This window comes from Tenacibaculum soleae (assembly GCF_030549005.1).
Lineage (GTDB): Bacteria > Bacteroidota > Bacteroidia > Flavobacteriales > Flavobacteriaceae > Polaribacter > Polaribacter soleae.
The window spans coordinates 419783-437662 of the sequence record NZ_JAUOSW010000001.1; the positions used below are offsets into that span (position 1 = coordinate 419783).

Below are 17880 nucleotides of genomic sequence, written 5' to 3' on the forward strand. Positions count from 1 at the left end.
GTAAAGGTACAAATAATGTTATGGATACTATTTTGTTAAAATAGCAGTATATTTTTTTTGATTCTTTAATAGGTTTACTGCTTTATTGATGGTTTTATCATTTTTAAGTTGATGTTTAAAAACACCTTCTTTGTAAACGTATCTTTTTATAATTTCGTTTTGTATTTCTTTTAATAAAACATCTTCGTTTAAAGCTATTTTTTTAACTTTTTCTTTTTTTAGTTTTTCTAAAATTGTACTGTATTCTGTAGATATATTGGTGTTGTTTTTTACAGCTGTAAAAGCACTTTTAAATAACTTTTCTTCTTTGGTAACAAAAGCAGTGTCTTTTTGAAGTAAATAGTTTTTAAATTTTTTAAAATCGTTAGATTTAAATAGGTAATTTTCAGTGTTAAAATTTGGGTTGTTATTGGCAAAATCAGTAGCAAAGTTAAAAATAACTCTTGATTTTAACAGTTTTTTAGTTTCTGATGTTTTTTTAGAAAAGCCCATCTTTATATCAGGAGTTACCCCACCACCATCATAAACTGTTCTTCCGTTTTTTGTGGTAAATAAACTTACATTTCCGTCAGAAAATTTAGGCACTTTTCCTGTTTTAGCATCACGATTAGCATAATCTAATTCCTGAATACAACGTCCACTTGGCGTATAATATTTAGAAATGGTAGCTTTCATTTGTGTACCGTAATTTAACTCGAAATAACGTTGCACCAAACCTTTACCAAAAGAACGCTCGCCCATAATTACTGCCCGATCATAATCTTGTAAAGCGCCCGATACAATTTCAGAGGCTGATGCTGAACGATCATTTATTAAAACTACAATAGGAATTTCGGTATCTAAAGGCTCTCGATTGGTTTTATAAGTTCTGCTATTTTTTTTAATTTTTCCACGAGTATCTACGACCTTTAATCCTTTCGGAATAAATAAATTGGTAATATTTACAGCATCAAATAACGAGCCACCAGGGTTACTTCGTAAATCGAAAACCAGCTTTTTCATCCCTTTTTCTTTCAGTTCAGTAAAAGCTTTTGCTACTTGTTGTGTTGCTTTTTGATTGGTAAAACGTGTTAAAATAATGTAACCAGTTTCATCATCAATCATATCGTAAAAAGGAACAGGGTTTACAATAATTTTATCAAGTTGTAAACGTGTTTTTTTTACTTTTCCGTTTCTAGTAAATATTAATGAAATCTCTTTATTTGGAGTTCCTTTAATCATTTGAGAGTACTGACTTTTTTCTAAATCAGCCAACTTTTGCCCATTTACAGTAGTAATAATATCACCAATTTTTAAACCTGCATTATCTGCCGAAAAACCTTTGTGAATATCTGCAATGACAATACCTTGTTTTATGTAAAAAGTTGAAATTCCAATACCGCCATATTCTCCCTCTCGTCGAATACGCGCATCTTCAACATCTTGCTCGTTGTAAAAATTAGTGTAAGGATCTAAACTTTTAAGTGTATTTTTAATTGCTTTATTAGTTAACTCACCAGGGTTTATTTCATCAATATAATTAATGTTTAATTCCTTAAATAAGTTGTTATAAATTTCTATTTGTTTTGCAATTTCAAAAAAGCGAGATTGAAATGAGAATAATAAGAAAATAACAAGGAAAGTGCTTAAAAAAATAAGTTTTCTATTCTTCATCTTTAGTAGTTTCAGCTATAAAAAGCGTTAATAATTGCTGCATTTTACGTTCCAAATCAACATATTTCCATTCATCTTTTGCAATATAAGAAATCATAAACACATAAGGTTTACCAACAGCATCGTAAACGGTATGTTTTTCTTTTCGATAAGTTTCTCGTAACAAGCGTTTTATTCGGTTTCGGTCAACGGCACTTTTAAAATTTCTTTTAGGAACAGAAACTCCTACTTGAACAGGAAACTTAGAAGTATGTTCGGTTTGTATGTATACCATACGAAGCGGAAATTTTTTGACAACCTTTCCTTCTTCATATAATTTACCAATTAGCTTTTTGCTCTTTAATCGTTCTTGTTTTCCTAGTGTAAATCTCATCTACTACAAACATACATAAATCGATACTATAAACCATTTTTTTGAGTATTTTTGGAAGAATACTTTATTGTATTTAATAAATCATCAACAAAAATAACATCAGTAATTAATTTTAAAGTAAACTTATGAAACCCGATTTATTTCAAGCACCAGATTATTACCAAATAGATGATTTATTAACAGATGAGCACAAACTTGTTAGAGATACAGCCCGTGAATGGGTAAAGAAAAATTTATCTCCAATTATTGAAGATGCTGCGCAAGAAGCAAAATTTCCAACACAATTAGTTGGTGGTTTAGCTGAGGTTGGTGCTTTTGGCTCATACATTCCTACAGAATACGGTGGTGCAGGCTTAGATCAAATTTCTTATGGATTAATTATGCAAGAGCTTGAACGTGGCGATAGTGGTATTCGTTCAACAGCATCGGTACAATCTTCTTTGGTAATGGGACCAATTTTTAATTATGGAAACGAAGCACAACGAAAAAAATACTTACCAAAATTAGCTTCAGGCGAATGGATGGGAAGTTTTGGGTTAACAGAACCTAATCATGGAAGTAATCCTGGAGGGATGGAAACCAAGTTTAAGGACATGGGCGACCATTATGTATTAAACGGAGCAAAAATGTGGATTTCAAACGCGCCAATTTGTGATGTTGCTGTGGTTTGGGCTAAAAATGAAGAAGGTCGCATTCATGGATTAATTGTTGAGCGTGGTATGGAAGGATTTTCTACTCCAGAAACACATAATAAATGGTCGTTAAGAGCATCAATTACTGGTGAGCTTATTTTTGATAATGTTAAAGTACCCAAAGAAAACTTGTTGCCAAACAAATCTGGTTTAGGTGCACCTTTATTGTGTTTAGATTCGGCTCGTTACGGTATTGCTTGGGGAGCAATTGGCGCTGCTATGGATTGTTATGATACCGCTTTACGTTACGCAAAAGAACGTACACAGTTTGGTAAACCTATTGGTCAGTTTCAATTACAACAAAAAAAGTTAGCTGAAATGATTACCGAAATTACCAAAGCGCAACTATTAACTTGGCGTTTAGGAGTTTTAAAAAATGAAGAACGCGCAACATCTGCACAAATATCAATGGCAAAACGCAATAATGTTGATATGGCTATAAAAATAGCAAGAGAAGCAAGACAAGTATTAGGAGCAATTGGAATATCAGGAGAATACTCTATAATGAGACACGCAATGAATTTAGAAAGTGTGATTACGTATGAAGGAACACATGATGTTCACTTACTAATCACAGGTTTAGATATTACAGGACTAAATGCATTTAAATAAGAAGAAGTGCTCTAAACGTTAAACCACCAACATTATATAAAGAGCACCTCTTCTAAAAATCAACTATTAAAAAACGATATATACCATTTGTTATTTCTTTCTATTTCCACTATTTATAAGAAGTAAAAGAGTAATAACTAAACCAAGACAAACAAAACCAAAAATAGCAATCATAATGGTTCCGTTTGTCCATGAAACTAAAGGGGTATTAACCAATTTTATCATATTGTATATAAATTATACTCCAAAAATAGATATAACACTTACTATAAAATATGACAAAAATCATATTCATAAAAAAAATAATTAGAAAATAGCTTTTATTTTGTTCTTTTAATTTAACTAGTTTGCAAAAAAATTATTTAGACCTGTTATTGCTATTTTCTTTTTTACCGCTATTAATTAGTTCAGTTGTTTCTTTATCTTCTTCTTTTGTAGTTGTTTTTGTAGTATTTTTAATTATGGATGGATTGATGTTGAAAACACAGCAAATAGGAAAGTGATCAGAACCTGTATAACCTAAAAGACGTAGCTCTTTTATAATGATAGAAGTGCTATGAAAAACTAGGTCTAAAGGAGCTCTAAAAAACCAATATTTTGCATGATAAGAAGCAAGAATACCTCTACCATTTCTACCATCAATTAAGCCACTGTTTTTACGAAACAAATTAGCAATTCTAGACCAAGATACAGTGTTAAAATCACCAACAACAAGAGTTGGTTTATTAATTTCTTTAACTCGTTTTGCAATACACATTAAATCACCATCGCGTTCTTTGGAAGTTTCTTCTTCTGTTGGACTAGGTGGTGGCGGGTGCACGCAAAAAACTACAAAACTTTCCCCTTTTTTTGTTTTAAAGTGAGCTTCAATACTCGGAATATCATTTGCAACAAAATAATGTGTTCTTATTTTTTGAAACGGAATTTTTGCATAAAAATGCATTCCGTAAGTGTTTTCTAGCGTTATCTTTTCGGTGTAAGGATAATCGTTTTCGAGGCTGCGCATTTCAACTTCCCAATCTTTATTACTTTCGATAGTAACAAAAAAATCAGGTTTTTCACTTCGGATAAATTCTTTAAACTTTTTAAACTGAGTATTAAACTGATAAATATTAGCAGAAATAATTTTAAACACCTGTAAATCAGTGATTTTTTTGTTGTCGGATTTGTAAAACTTTGTAAAACGAGCTAAAAGGTAGAAGTTATAAATAATTAAAGTTACCTGAAATATTAAAACAAACCAAAACCAACTAGTTTTATCAGTAAAAACAAAAAGACCAATACTTGCAATTATTTGAAGTATTAATAACTGTATTTTAATAAATTCAGGAACGCGAAAAGCCCAATGCTGATTTTTTATAAATGGCAGCAGGTTAAAAAATATAAGTACTAGTGATAAAACTAGAAAAAATACATTCATTTCTAATAATTTATACAAAGTTACTATAAAGACAAGCTAATTTAATTATAATTAGGATTGTTCTTTAAGTTTAGTTTCTAACCCATCAATACTTTTTTGATTTTTAGCATTCCAGTATTGTTTTATTCCGTTTTCGCCAATTTCACTTGCCCAGTCTAATAATTCGTTACGTTCTTCTTTGTATTCGTAAAATGGGATAGACATTCCACAAGAGTTTTGTGTTGTTTCAACGGTTACATCAAATATTTGACGTGTACCAGATAGTTTAGGAAATTGTGAAATTAACTCATCCCATTCAGAATCTTCGGGTAAAACTTCTTTAGCATGTCCGTATAAGCGTAAAATATTAGGAGCGCCATCAAAAGCACAAAACATAATGGTAATTCTGTTATCATCTAATAAATGAGCTGAGGTTTCATTACCGCTACCCGTAACACTTAACCAAGCTACGCGATTTTCGTTTAAAACACGAAAAGAATCCATTCCTTTAGGAGATAAATTAATACGTCCGTTTTTAGGAGCAGTTGCTACAAAAAATACTTTTTGCGCTGCTATAAATTGCTGAACTCTAGTGGTAATTTTAGTGTTGAATTTTGCCATAATTTTTAATTTATCCAATCTTTAGTACGTTCTACAGCTTTTTGCCATTTAGTGTATAATTTTTCTCTTTTTTCTGAAGAAAAAGTAGGAGTAAAGGTGTTGTTAATTTTTCGTCTATTTAAAATATCGTTTTGTTTCCATAAGCCAACACAAATACCTGCTAAATATGCAGCACCCATAATTGTGGTTTCAATAATTTCTGGTCGTTCAACTTTTGTGTTTAAAATATCTGCTTGAAATTGCATTAAGTAATCATTAGCGCAAGCACCACCATCAACTTTTAAAGAGGTTAAAGTAATAGCACTATCTTTTTGCATAACCTTTAAAATATCTTTAGTTTGATAAGAAAGTGAATCTAAAGTAGCTTTTACGAGGTGATTTTTTCCAGTATCACGGGTTAGTCCAAAAACGGCACCGCGTGCATACATATCCCAATATGGCGCACCTAAACCAGCAAAAGCAGGAACTACATATACGGGGTTTTCATCTGTTATAGTTTTTGCTAAAGCTTCACTTTCATCAGCGTTGTTAATAATTTCTAATCCGTCACGTAACCATTGAATTGCTGATCCTGCAACAAATACGCTTCCTTCTAAAGCATAATATATTTTATTATCAATTCCCCAAGCAATAGTAGTTAATAATCCGTTTTTAGAATATTCAAGATTTTCACCAGTATTCATTAACATAAAACAACCTGTGCCATAAGTATTTTTAGCTTCTCCTTTGTTAAAACATGCTTGTCCAAAAAGTGCAGCTTGCTGGTCGCCAGCCATTCCTGCAACCGGAATTTGATACCCATCTAAGTCATAATCTCCAAAATGATGTGAAGAAGGTTTTACTTCAGGTAGCATAGCAATCGGAATATTGAGTTCTTCTAACAATTTTTTATCCCAACACAGTTTTTTAATATCATATAACATTGTACGAGAAGCATTACTATAATCTGTAGCATGAACTTTACCGTTGGTTAAATTCCAAAGCAACCAAGTATCAATAGTACCGAATAATAAATTTCCTTTATCAGCTTCTAATTTTGCACCTTCAACGTTGTTTAAAATCCAATTTATTTTGGTGGCAGAAAAATAACTATCTATTACTAAGCCTGTAGTTTTTTTTACATGATTTTGTAAACCTTTTTCTTTTAATTGTTCACAAACATCCGCCGTTCGTTTGTCTTGCCAAACAATAGCATTGTAAATAGGTTTACCTGTTTTTTTATTCCAAACAACAGTGGTTTCACGTTGGTTGGTAATACCAATTCCTACAATTTCTGATGGATGAATATTTGCTTGTTGAATTACTTTTTTTAAGGTTGTAAGTTGTGATTGTAAAATTTCTTCAGGATTATGTTCTACCCAACTATGTTGTGGAAAAATTTGCTCAAACTCTTGTTGATTTATAGCAATAATTTCTCCAGATTCGTTAATAACCACTGAACGAGAACTTGTAGTACCTTGATCTAACGCAACAATATATTTTGCCATTTAAAATTGTAATAAATAATTAAAAAAGCAATTTACAAATTTAAATTTTGTGTAATAAAAAACCTCCTTGATAATTTTAATCAAGAAGGTTTTTACCCCTTAAGTTTACTAACACTAGTGTTTTAAAGCGTAACCAGCACCTTTACCTAACTCAGATAAAGTTGATAAGAACTCGTTAAAAACACGTGTAGTTTTCTTTAATAAAAAAATCCCCATTTTTTTAAAAATTTAATTAATACCCCCTAAATTTTGTTCAAAAGAACATTACAAATATATAACAGTATTTTAAATTTATAAAAGGGATTGCCGCAAAAAAAACTGTGTTTTTACTCAGTATTTAATTGAATATTAGTTTTTTAACTTTTTTTTAAATAAAAAAACCTCCTAGAAATTTCTAGAAGGTTATTCCCCTTAAATATCATTTTTTCGTTTTTATCCCCATATAGTCGAAAATTTGATGTTACAAATATATAGTGGTTTTTTTGTTTTAAAAATGTAATTACCGCAAAAAAAAATGTGTGTTTCCGTGGTGGTGTTTTTGTAAAAAAAAATAAACCTTTCAGTAGTGCCCGAAAGGTTTATTTTGATTTTTCTTTTCTCAATTTCCCCATATAGTATTAAACTATACAGCAAATCTATAATAAACACTGTGTTTAAAAAATGTAATTACCGCAAAAAAAAGTGTAGTTTACCGTATGGTTAATCAATAATACCTAATTCTTTGGCTTTTAATATTAGATCTGTATTGTTATGCGCTTGTAAATCGGTGCGAAGTTTGGCTAGTTTACTCTCTATAGACCGTATTTTAATTAAAGAACCATCTGTTTTTTTAATAATACCTTCTAAATTGGCAATTTTAGCATGGTTTGGTAGCTCTTTTAAAATTTGAATGGCAATCTCATCCATTTGAATTTCAACTAATGCTCTTTTTAAAAGTTTTTGATGTATTTCATGGGTGTAATACACTTCATTTTTTAACATTTTTTGAATTGCAAAAGTTAATTCATCTGTACTACAATTTCCTTTTAAAATATAAGCAGAAGGGTTTAAGTTATGAATAACATTAAAAACACGATTTGTTTCTGAATGACCAGTAATTACACCAGTTTTTATATCAATTTCTTTTTGTTGAATAGCTTTTATTAAAGCTTCACCGCCATCTAAAATAACATTTCCGTTATTGTTGTCAAAACTTAAATCGGTAAAAACAATATGAAACGGATTGCTATGAAGTGCTGTTTTTATTTTAGAAAAAGCTTCATCACAAGAATTTGCAGTTACTATTTCTAAATTATCAATATCTTTTAAATACGAAAGAATTCCTTCGATAATTAATTGATGATCGTCAACTAAAAGTATTTTTGTTTGTCTAGACATTTATGGGGATTTGTATGCTAGTTTTGATTCCGTTACCTATTTCGCTTTCAATATTTAGAGAGCCGTTTAACTCTTCAACACGTTCTTGTAGGTTTTGTAAACCAATTCCTTTTTTACTAATAGCGGTATCAAAACCAATACCATTATCAGCAATGGTCAAATGTACATATTTTTTATGTACTGTAAAATCAATACTTATTTTACTTGCTTGTGCATATTTTTTACTGTTTTGTATACTTTCACGAGTGCTTAAATATAATAAGCGTTTAATAGCATCATTTATAGTATGCCATTCGTTTTCTTGTAAACCTGCAACAGTTATCCTAAAATCTAGTTCAAAATAATCGCTTACTAAATTAATTATCTGATCTTTAAACGAAACTTTACCAAAACTAATGCTACTTAATTGATGTGATAAATTACGTACGTTTTCTTTAACGGTATCTAATTTTTTAGCTTCTTCTAATAAATTTGATTTTTCTAATTTTTGATGCAATAAACGCAAATCTCCAGCCACCTCATCGTGTAATGATTTTGCAATTTGCTGTCGTTCATGTTCTCTTGCTTTAACTCTTTCTAGTTGCGCAAAGTATAATAGTTTTCTTTTTCTAAAGAAATAAAATAAGATACTTACCCCAAATAATAATAAACCACTTGCAGCTACTAACCAACCAATAGTAGTTTGTTGTTTTTGATAAGTTATTTCTGCTTGTTTTTTTATATTATCAGTTTTTAAAACGGTGTTTTCTTTTTCTTTTTTATCAGTTTCGTATCTAATTTTAGCAAATTGATTTTTTAATTGTCGCTCTTTTTGAAATAAACTATCGTTTAAATAGATGTATTCTTGTAAATATTTTTTTGATTGTTCTCCAGATGTTAAATCTGAAAGGTTTTGTAGCGCTTCTAACCAACTGTTGTTGTTGTGAGTTTGTTTAGCGTATCTCAATGCTTCATTTGAGTGAAACATAGCTTTTTCATTTTGATTAAGTGCTCTATAATAATTTGATATATTAATATGTGTTACAGATAGATCTATATATTTTTTTAACTTATTTCTGATTTTTAATACTTCGTTATATTTATCTAATGTTTTTTCTTTCTTATTAATAGAGTTTTTACTAAAGGTTAAGTTCTCTAATAGTAAAGCATAGTGTTCTGGATATTTCTCTTTAATTTTATTAAATTCTAGCCCTTTTTTAAAATAAGAAATAGCTTTATGATGATGTTTTTTCTTTTGATATAGTAGCCCTAAATTATTTATTGTAAATAAATAATTACGCTTATCTTTAACTTTATTATTATTATTTAAGGATTTAGTATAGTATTGAATAGCATTTTTTTCTTGATTAAGTTCTTCTGAAATAACACCTAAATTATTGTAAATTCTTCCTAAATAGACGGAAGGTTCTATAAATTCTAAATACTGTAAAGCTTCAATAGAGCTTATTTCACTTCCTAAAAAATCTTTAGCTTCTTTTTGAAGTATGGAAAGACTTAATAAACGTCTTCCTGTTGCTAATGAATCATTTATTTTTATAGAAATATTTTTAGAAAGCTGATAATAGTAAAAAGCACTATCGTTAGTATAAGTAAGTTTGTTTTGCAGAGCTTTGAAATGATAATATTTTGCGAGTAAAGTAGAATCTTTCGTTTTTTTATATAAAGAGTCAACTTGCGTAATTGTATTTAATAAATAAGGTAGGTTTTTTTTAAAATATGCTTGCCTACCTATTTCTATAAGTTTTTCTTTTGTTTCAATAGAATTAATACTCCTTTTTTCTTGTGAAACAAGTAAAAAAGAGTAAAAAACAAAAAAATAAATAAGCTTGTTCATTTTTAATTATAAAATAAAACCATTACTATTCAAAAGTAATGGTTTTATTTTAATTTCTTCTTGAAGAATTTATACTTTATCACCCCCGTCACCACCACTAGTACCACCGCCAGTATTACCTGTACCACCAGTGTTGTTACCACCACCACCAGTTTTTGGATTATCTGCAACAACAGAGTTTGATGTCATTTCCACTTCTTGTAATTTTTTGTTTTTCATAATAATAATTTTAGTTAAAAATTTTAGTGGGGGACTAATTAAGGCAACTAAATTAGCTTGTTTTAAATAAAAAACAAAAAAAATTAGCTGTTTTTTATGATACTGCTTCTTTCTTCGTCATTGCGAGGCACGAAGCAATCTTTAGCTTAGGAGTTTTTAATCGAGAGATTACTTCGTTCATTCTTCTCTCGTAATGACACGTTATGAAGTCATCTTATTAAATAAATCCCAAAGAACAACACCACAACTTACCGATATGTTTAAAGAGTGTTTAGTGCCTAATTGTGGAATTTCAATACATGCATCAGAAGTTGAAACAACCTCTTGTTGTACTCCTTTTACCTCATTACCCATTACAATTGCATATTTCTGATTTTTTTTAGGAATAAAATCATTTAGCATAGTACTGTTTTCAGCTTGCTCTATTGAAGCTACAAAAACACCATCGTTTTTTAATTTAGTAACCAACGTTAAAGTATCTTCTACATATTCCCATGCAACAGATTCTGTGGCACCTAAAGCTGTTTTATGAATTTCTTTGTTGGGTGGAGTAGCTGTAATTCCGCACAAGTATATTTTTTCAATTAAAAAAGCATCCGAAGTTCTAAAAACCGATCCTACATTATTTAAACTTCTAATGTTGTCTAACACCACAATGATCGGTGTTTTTTCAGTTTGTTTAAATTCATCAACCGATAATCGTCCTAATTCGTTGTTTTTTAATTTTCTCATGCGTTTGTTTTTAAGCTGAAAATATAAAGTTGTGAATAACTTGAAACAAAAGAAACTCTAAACTTTTATATCTTCGCAAAACTAATCCAAAAAATCCATAAACTTGGCAAAAACAAAGGCAAAAAAGGTAACACCATTGATGAAACAATACAACGGTATTAAACTAAAATATCCGGATGCAATGTTGCTTTTTAGAGTGGGTGATTTTTACGAAACCTTTGGAGAAGATGCTGTAAAAGCATCCGAAGTTTTAGGAATTATTTTAACCAAAAGAGGTGCTGGTAGCGAAAGTGAAACAGCCTTGGCAGGTTTTCCGCATCATTCGTTAAATACCTATTTGCCTAAGTTAGTAAAATCAGGATTAAGAGTTGCCATTTGCGATCAGTTAGAAGACCCTAAAATGACAAAAACTATCGTAAAACGTGGTGTTACAGAGTTGGTTACTCCTGGAGTTGCGTTAAATGATGAGGTGTTACAATCAAAATCTAACAACTTTTTAGCGGCAGTTCATTTTGCTAAAAAAAATGTTGGAGTATCATTTTTAGATGTTTCAACAGGTGAGTTTTTAATTGCGCAAGGAAACGAAGAATATATTGATAAATTATTACAAAATTTTACACCAAGTGAAGTTTTAGTAGAAAAAAAATACAAGCAGCGATTTTTAGAGTTATTTACCAATCGTTTTCATACATTTTATTTAGATGATTGGGTTTTTCAAAAAGAATATGGTACCGAATTATTACAAAATCATTTTAAAGTTAAAACCTTAAAAGGATTTGGAATTGCTGAGTTAGAAAGTGGAATTATAGCTGGTGGAGCTGCCATGTATTACTTGTCAGAAACACAACATAATAAAATAGAACACATACAATCTATTAGCAGAATTGCGGAAGATAATTATGTGTGGATGGATAGATTTACCGTTAAAAACTTAGAGTTATATGGTGGTAATGATGTAAACTCGGTTTCGCTTTTAAACATTATTGATAAAACCATTTCGCCAATGGGCGGACGATTATTAAAGCGTTGGTTGGCATTGCCTTTAAAAGATTTATCACAGATACAACAACGACACGAATTGGTTAAGTTTTTAATTGATAATGATGCTTTTTATGAAACGGTAACGTATCAACTACAACAAATTTCTGACATTGAACGATTAATATCAAAAGCAGCTACAGGTAAGGTTTCGCCAAGAGAAGTTATCTTATTAAAAAACTCGCTGAAAGCAATTTTACCGATAAAAATATCCGCAGAAAAAAGCAAGAACAAAGCGGTTAATGAAATCGGAAAACAATTACATGATTGTAAGATATTGATTGATAAAATTACCGAGAGTTTATTAGAGGATGCTCCTGTAAATATTAATAAGGGAAATGCTATTGCAAGTGGAGTTTCTACCGAGTTAGATGAGTTGCGTAACATTTCTAACTCAGGAAAAGAGTATTTAGATAAAATGTTGGCTCGTGAAACGGAAAGAACTGGTATTTCGAGTTTAAAAATAGCGTTTAACAACGTTTTTGGTTATTATATTGAAGTTAGAAATCGTTATAAAGACCAAGTTCCTGAAGAATGGATTCGTAAACAAACGTTGGTAAATGCTGAGCGATATATTACGGAAGAACTTAAAGAGTATGAAGCAAAAATTTTAGGGGCTGAGGAAAAAATTCAGCAGCTAGAAACCGAAATTTTTGCAAAATTAGTCCAATTTATTATCGGTTTTGTACAACCTGTGCAACAAAATGCACAGAATGTAGCTAAAATAGACGGTTTATTATCTTTTGCCACTTTAGCGATGGATAATAATTATGTACGTCCGATTATAGATGAAAGCACAGATATTGAAATTAAAAATGGTCGTCACCCTGTAATTGAAAAACAACTTCCGATAGGTGAAGAGTATATTGCTAACGATGTGGTTTTAAATCGTAATCAGCAACAAATAATTATGATTACCGGGCCCAATATGTCGGGTAAATCGGCAATATTGCGTCAAACTGCTTTAATTGTTTTATTGGCTCAAATGGGAAGTTATGTGCCAGCTCAAAATGCTAGAATTGGTATTGTTGATAAAATTTTTACTAGAGTAGGTGCCAGTGATAACATTTCGATGGGCGAATCTACCTTTATGGTTGAAATGAATGAAACAGCCTCTATTTTAAATAATATTTCTGAACGTAGTTTGGTATTGTTAGATGAAATAGGTCGTGGAACATCTACTTATGACGGAATTTCAATCGCTTGGGCTATTGCCGAATATTTACACGAACATCCATCAAAAGGAAAAACATTGTTTGCTACGCATTATCATGAGTTAAATGAAATGACGAGTACGTTTAAACGTATAAAAAACTTTAATGTTTCTGTAAAAGAGTTAAAAGATAGTATTATTTTCTTACGTAAATTAGTGGCTGGTGGTAGCAATCACAGTTTTGGTATTCATGTTGCAAAGTTAGCAGGAATGCCAAATATGGTAATCCACAGAGCTGAAAAAATATTAAAAAAGTTAGAAGAAAATCAATCGAATACCGAAGTAAAAGAGGTGCTAAAAGAGTCGCAGCATGAAGAAATGCAAATGAGCTTTTTTCAGTTAGACGATCCTTTATTAGAAGATATTCGCGAAGAAATTTTAGCAACCAATATTGATACACTTACACCAATTGAAGCTTTAATGAAGTTGAATGAAATTAAACGAATGTTGGTAAAAAAATAAAAATATTGCAACACGATATAAGCTTTAAAAATATTAATAAACTTGCTTTTCCAGCTTTAATAGCAGGTGTTGCAGAGCCACTGCTTTCTACGGCAGATTTAGCTATTGTAGGAAATATAACTCATAATAGTACGCAAAGCATTGCTGCTATTGGAATTGTAGGTGCATTTTTATCAATGTTAATTTGGGTATTTGGACAAATACGTAGCGGAATTTCATCAATTATATCGCAATACTTAGGAGCGAATAAAATAGATGAGGTTAAAAATTTACCTGCGCAAGCTATTTTTATTGTAGTAAGTATAAGTGTGCTTGTTTTAGCAATTAGTTACCCGTTTGCCGAAGAAATTTTTAAATTTTACAATGCTTCAGGGGTAATATTAGAATATTCAATTGCATATTATAAAATTAGAGTATTTGGTTTTCCGTTTACACTACTTACCATAGCTATTTTTGGAACTTTTAGAGGTTTACAAAATACCTATTACCCAATGTTAATTGCATTAGTAGGTACCGTTGTAAATATTTTATTAGACATTGTTTTAGTGTATGGAATTGAAGGGGTCATCCCAGCAATGAATATTCAAGGAGCCGCATATGCAAGTGTAATAGCGCAAATTATTATGGCGTTAATGTCAGTACTTTTATTAGTAAAAACAACAACAATTTCCTTAAAGTTACAGCTGCCTTTTAATAAAGAAATACCACGCTTTATTACGATGGTTTTAAACTTATTTGTACGAACTATTGCTTTAAATATTGCCTTGTATTTTGGTACATCCTACGCAACAAATTATGGCGATGCCTATATTGCTGCCTATACAATTGGGTTTAATTTATGGTTGATGGGCGCTTTTATGATTGATGGATATTCATCCGCAGGAAATATCTTGTCAGGTAAATTATTAGGCGCAAAAGCATACGAATCATTAATTGTTTTAGGAAATAGATTGATTAAGTATGGTTTTATATTTGGTTTGTTTTTAGCAGTTATAGGGGTTGTTTTATATAAGTATATCGGAACCATTTTTACAAAAGAAACTGAAGTTTTAATTGAGTTTTATAACACATTTTGGCTAATTTTATTAATGCAACCTATCTGTGCAATTGCCTTTATTTACGATGGTATGTTTAAAGGAATGGGCGAAATGAAGTTTTTAAGAAACCTACTGTTACTCGCAACCACTTTTGTATTTGTACCTACATTACTAATTTTTGATTATTTTAATTACAAGTTACATGCAATTTGGATTGCCTTTTTTCTTTGGATGATTGCCCGATCGATACCATTAATTGTTAAGTTTAGAAGAAAGTTTTTACCCTTAGCTCAAAAAACGTAATTTTGAAAAAACAATCAAAATCAATGACTACAACAAGACAAAACGGAAGTTTATATACACGAATTGATAATAAAATAGCTACTGTTGAATTTGGGCATCCGGCAAGTAATTCATTTCCTAGTGAATTATTAGCGCGTTTGGCAAATGAATTTGACAACTTGTCAAACAATGATGAGGTTGCTGTAATTGTATTAAAATCTGAAGGAAATAGAGCCTTTTGTGCCGGTGCTTCTTTTGACGAACTAGTTGCAATTGATAATTTACAAGACGGAAAAGCATTCTTTTCAGGTTTCGCAAATGTGATAAACGCCATGCGTCGTTGTTCAAAATTAATTATTGGTCGTGTGCAAGGAAAAACCGTTGGTGGAGGTGTTGGTTTGGCAGCTGCTTGTGATTATGTATTGGCAACTGAGCATGCTTCTATTAAACTTTCTGAATTTACCATAGGTATTGGTCCTTTTGTAATTGCGCCTGCCGTAGAACGTAAAATAGGTGTAAGTGGATTGGCAGAATTAACTTTAGATGCTACAAGTTGGAAAAATGCATATTGGGCAAAAGAAAAAGGTTTATATGCCCGCGTTTTTGAAAATAGTAACGATTTAGATACTGAAGTTGAGGTGTTGTCAGAAAAAATAGCATCGTATAACCCAGAAGCTTTATCAGAAATGAAAAAAGCTTTATGGAAAGGAACTGAGCCTTGGCAGGACTTGTTGCTAGAAAGAGCTGAAACTTCAGGAAAATTGGTGTTGTCTGACTTTACAAAAAAAGCGTTATCAAAGTTTAAAAAATAATTATCTTTAGAGATGGAAAAAAGTGACGCATATAAAACAGGGTATGAGGTAGGAAAATGGATAGCACAGCATCCAACACTATCGGTGCTTATCGGAATTTTATTATCAGTAGGTTTCGTGTGGTTATTGACTAAAATTGTAAAACAAATTCGTACTTTCGGCGAATAAAATATATATTATGGGAGGAGATTATTTATTTGCAATATTAGCAGCAGGAGTTGCAATTGTGTATTTTTACAATAAATATAGAAGTAATAAAAAATTTAAAAGATAGTGGCTAATATCAGAATTACGAAGCAGTTTTCTTTTGAAACTGGACACGCATTGTATGGTTACGATGGTAAATGTAAAAATGTTCATGGGCATAGTTATAAGCTTTCAGTAACGGTAATTGGACAACCAATTACAGATGTATCAAATGTTAAATACGGAATGGTCATAGATTTTGGCGATTTAAAGAAAATTGTAATAGAAGAAATTGTAGATGTTTTTGATCATGCTACGGTATTTAATCAAAATACACCACATGTTGAGTTAGCTAAGGAATTAAAAGCTCGAGATCATCATGTTATTTTAGTAGATTATCAGCCAACAAGTGAGATGATGGTTATTGATTTTGCTGATAAAATTCAGAAAAGACTTCCTGATAATATTAAATTATTTTCATTAAAACTTCAAGAAACCGAAACTAGCTTTGCCGAGTGGTTTGCTAGTGATAATTAATAAAAAAGGCTTAAAATTTAATTTTTGAGCCTTTTTTATTATAATTTATTTACCATTAAAGGCGTTCATTGTGTTTGCTAAGCCAGCATTTATAAATGAAGTTATTGCGTTAACTGAAGTAGGTATGCGTTCAATCATTTCGCTTTCTTCTTCTTTATTCCATTGACCTAATACATAATCTACCTGGCGACCTCTACCGTAATCAGCACCAACACCAAATCGAAAACGAGGATAGGCACCAGTATTAAATTTTTCTTGAATATCCTTTAACCCATTGTGTCCACCAGAACTTCCTTTTCCTTTTATTCGAAGTGTACCAAAATCGATATTCAAATCATCAGTAATTACTAATAGATTCTCTACTTGAATGTTTTCTTGTTTCATCCAATACATTACTGCTTTACCGCTTAAATTCATATAGGTACTTGGTTTTAAAACAATAACAGTTTTTCCCTTGATTTTTAGTCTAGCAATATCACCAAGTTTATCGGTTTCAAAAGTAGTATTATACTCTTTTACAAAAGCATCTACTATTTTAAAGCCTATATTGTGGCGTGTGTTATGGTATTTCTCGCCAATATTACCTAAGCCTACGATTAAGAATTTTTTCATCAGATTTACTATCTATATCTTTTTAGTTTTGTTTTAAATAACAATTATTTATCAAAAATAAAAAAAGCGTTACACAATGGTAACGCTTTTTTATTAAAATAGTTTTGCTATTTTTATGCTTCAGCTTCTTCCTCTTCAGTTGCAGCTTTCGTTGCGTTACGCGACATACGTACTTGAGCAACTACTGTGTTGTCTGGGTGTAAAAACGTATAAGCTTCGTTTTTTAACTCAGTAACATATAGTTTATTACCAATTTCTAATTCAGTAATATCTGCTTGGATAAAGTCAGGTAAGTTAGCTGGTAATGCCTTTACTTTTAATTTACGTAAATTATGACGTAAAGCTCCACCAATCATAACACCTTTAGATGTACCTACTAAACGTACAGGAATATCCATAGTTACCATTTTATCGTCAAATAATTGGTAGAAGTCTACGTGTAAAATACTGTCATTTACTGGGTGAAATTGGATGTCTTGTAATACAGCTGTGTATTTTGCACCATCTAATTCAATCGTAGCAGTATATACATCTGGAGTATAAACTAATGGCTTGAACGATTTTGCTTCCGCTGAAAAATGAACAGGCTTATCTCCTCCGTATAATACGCAAGGAACCTTTCCAGCATTACGTAAGGCTTTTGTTGCTTTTTTACCTACGCTTTCTCTTTGTGATCCGTTGATTGTAATTGATTTCATTACT

The 17880-nt window shown here is 30.8% G+C and carries 18 protein-coding genes; 6 read left to right on the top strand and 12 right to left on the bottom strand.

Going from position 1 to position 17880, the window contains the following annotated elements; genetic code table 11:
* Positions 1-27: 27 nt before the first annotated feature.
* Together Q4586_RS01870 and rnpA are read right to left on the bottom strand one after the other, a co-directional pair.
* A complete protein-coding gene (locus tag Q4586_RS01870; protein WP_176714942.1) occupies positions 28-1653 on the bottom strand; it encodes a S41 family peptidase in 1626 nt (541 codons plus the stop codon).
* Positions 1643-2026, bottom strand: a complete 384-nt coding sequence (gene rnpA, locus Q4586_RS01875; RefSeq protein WP_068702093.1) for a ribonuclease P protein component — start codon at positions 2024-2026, stop codon at positions 1643-1645. The genes Q4586_RS01870 and rnpA overlap by 11 nt, the downstream gene beginning before the upstream one ends.
* A gap of 125 nt (positions 2027-2151) precedes the next feature.
* Between rnpA and Q4586_RS01880 the strand changes: the two genes are divergently transcribed.
* Positions 2152-3330: an acyl-CoA dehydrogenase family protein gene (locus Q4586_RS01880; protein WP_303525829.1), complete on the top strand. Its 1179-nt coding sequence runs from the start codon at positions 2152-2154 to the stop codon at positions 3328-3330.
* Positions 3331-3420: 90 nt separating this feature from the next.
* Here Q4586_RS01880 and Q4586_RS01885 read toward each other — a convergent pair whose 3' ends face one another.
* The 8 genes from Q4586_RS01885 to Q4586_RS01920 form a co-directional block, all read right to left on the bottom strand.
* The gene (locus tag Q4586_RS01885) at positions 3421-3555 is read right to left on the bottom strand and encodes a hypothetical protein (RefSeq protein WP_262509354.1); all 135 of its coding nucleotides are present in this window, start codon (positions 3553-3555) and stop codon (positions 3421-3423) included.
* 133 nt (positions 3556-3688) lie between these two features.
* The gene (locus tag Q4586_RS01890; RefSeq protein WP_303525833.1) at positions 3689-4750 is read right to left on the bottom strand and encodes an endonuclease/exonuclease/phosphatase family protein; all 1062 of its coding nucleotides are present in this window, start codon (positions 4748-4750) and stop codon (positions 3689-3691) included.
* 51 nt (positions 4751-4801) lie between these two features.
* Positions 4802-5350: a pyridoxamine 5'-phosphate oxidase family protein gene (locus tag Q4586_RS01895; RefSeq protein WP_068703891.1), complete on the bottom strand. Its 549-nt coding sequence runs from the start codon at positions 5348-5350 to the stop codon at positions 4802-4804.
* 5 nt (positions 5351-5355) lie between these two features.
* Positions 5356-6837, bottom strand: coding sequence for a glycerol kinase GlpK (gene glpK / locus Q4586_RS01900; RefSeq protein ID WP_303525835.1), 1482 nt, complete (start codon positions 6835-6837; stop codon positions 5356-5358).
* A 699-nt stretch (positions 6838-7536) separates the two neighbouring features.
* A complete protein-coding gene (locus tag Q4586_RS01905; protein ID WP_068702101.1) occupies positions 7537-8214 on the bottom strand; it encodes a response regulator transcription factor in 678 nt (225 codons plus the stop codon).
* Positions 8207-10048 carry a tetratricopeptide repeat-containing sensor histidine kinase gene (locus tag Q4586_RS01910; RefSeq protein ID WP_068702103.1) on the bottom strand — a complete coding sequence of 614 codons (1842 nt, stop codon included), beginning with the start codon at positions 10046-10048 and terminating at the stop codon, positions 8207-8209. The genes Q4586_RS01905 and Q4586_RS01910 overlap by 8 nt, the downstream gene beginning before the upstream one ends.
* Before the next feature lie 69 nt (positions 10049-10117).
* Entirely contained in the window at positions 10118-10267 is a 150-nt protein-coding gene (locus Q4586_RS01915; protein ID WP_303525840.1) for a hypothetical protein, read from the bottom strand.
* A gap of 201 nt (positions 10268-10468) precedes the next feature.
* Positions 10469-10999 (bottom strand): RNA methyltransferase, encoded by a 531-nt coding sequence (locus Q4586_RS01920; protein WP_068702105.1) that lies wholly within the window; start codon positions 10997-10999, stop codon positions 10469-10471.
* A gap of 103 nt (positions 11000-11102) precedes the next feature.
* On the opposite strand from Q4586_RS01920, the gene mutS reads away from it, so the two are divergent.
* From mutS to Q4586_RS01945, 5 genes are all read left to right on the top strand, one after another.
* On the top strand, positions 11103-13712 hold the full coding sequence (mutS, locus tag Q4586_RS01925) for a DNA mismatch repair protein MutS (protein ID WP_303525843.1): 2610 nt from the start codon (positions 11103-11105) through the stop codon (positions 13710-13712).
* A gap of 5 nt (positions 13713-13717) precedes the next feature.
* Entirely contained in the window at positions 13718-15052 is a 1335-nt protein-coding gene (locus Q4586_RS01930) for an MATE family efflux transporter (RefSeq protein ID WP_303525846.1), read from the top strand.
* Positions 15053-15075: 23 nt separating this feature from the next.
* On the top strand, positions 15076-15843 hold the full coding sequence (locus Q4586_RS01935) for an enoyl-CoA hydratase/isomerase family protein (protein WP_303525981.1): 768 nt from the start codon (positions 15076-15078) through the stop codon (positions 15841-15843).
* Between the two features lie 12 nt (positions 15844-15855).
* On the top strand, positions 15856-16011 hold the full coding sequence (locus Q4586_RS01940; protein ID WP_176714944.1) for a hypothetical protein: 156 nt from the start codon (positions 15856-15858) through the stop codon (positions 16009-16011).
* 105 nt (positions 16012-16116) lie between these two features.
* Positions 16117-16566 carry a 6-pyruvoyl trahydropterin synthase family protein gene (locus tag Q4586_RS01945; protein WP_068702115.1) on the top strand — a complete coding sequence of 150 codons (450 nt, stop codon included), beginning with the start codon at positions 16117-16119 and terminating at the stop codon, positions 16564-16566.
* Positions 16567-16611: 45 nt separating this feature from the next.
* On the opposite strand, the gene pth is transcribed toward Q4586_RS01945, so the two are convergent.
* Both pth and Q4586_RS01955 read right to left on the bottom strand, forming a co-directional pair.
* Positions 16612-17178 carry an aminoacyl-tRNA hydrolase gene (gene pth, locus Q4586_RS01950; protein WP_068702117.1) on the bottom strand — a complete coding sequence of 189 codons (567 nt, stop codon included), beginning with the start codon at positions 17176-17178 and terminating at the stop codon, positions 16612-16614.
* A gap of 113 nt (positions 17179-17291) precedes the next feature.
* Positions 17292-17876 (bottom strand): 50S ribosomal protein L25/general stress protein Ctc, encoded by a 585-nt coding sequence (locus tag Q4586_RS01955; RefSeq protein WP_068702119.1) that lies wholly within the window; start codon positions 17874-17876, stop codon positions 17292-17294.
* Positions 17877-17880: the final 4 nt, after the last annotated feature.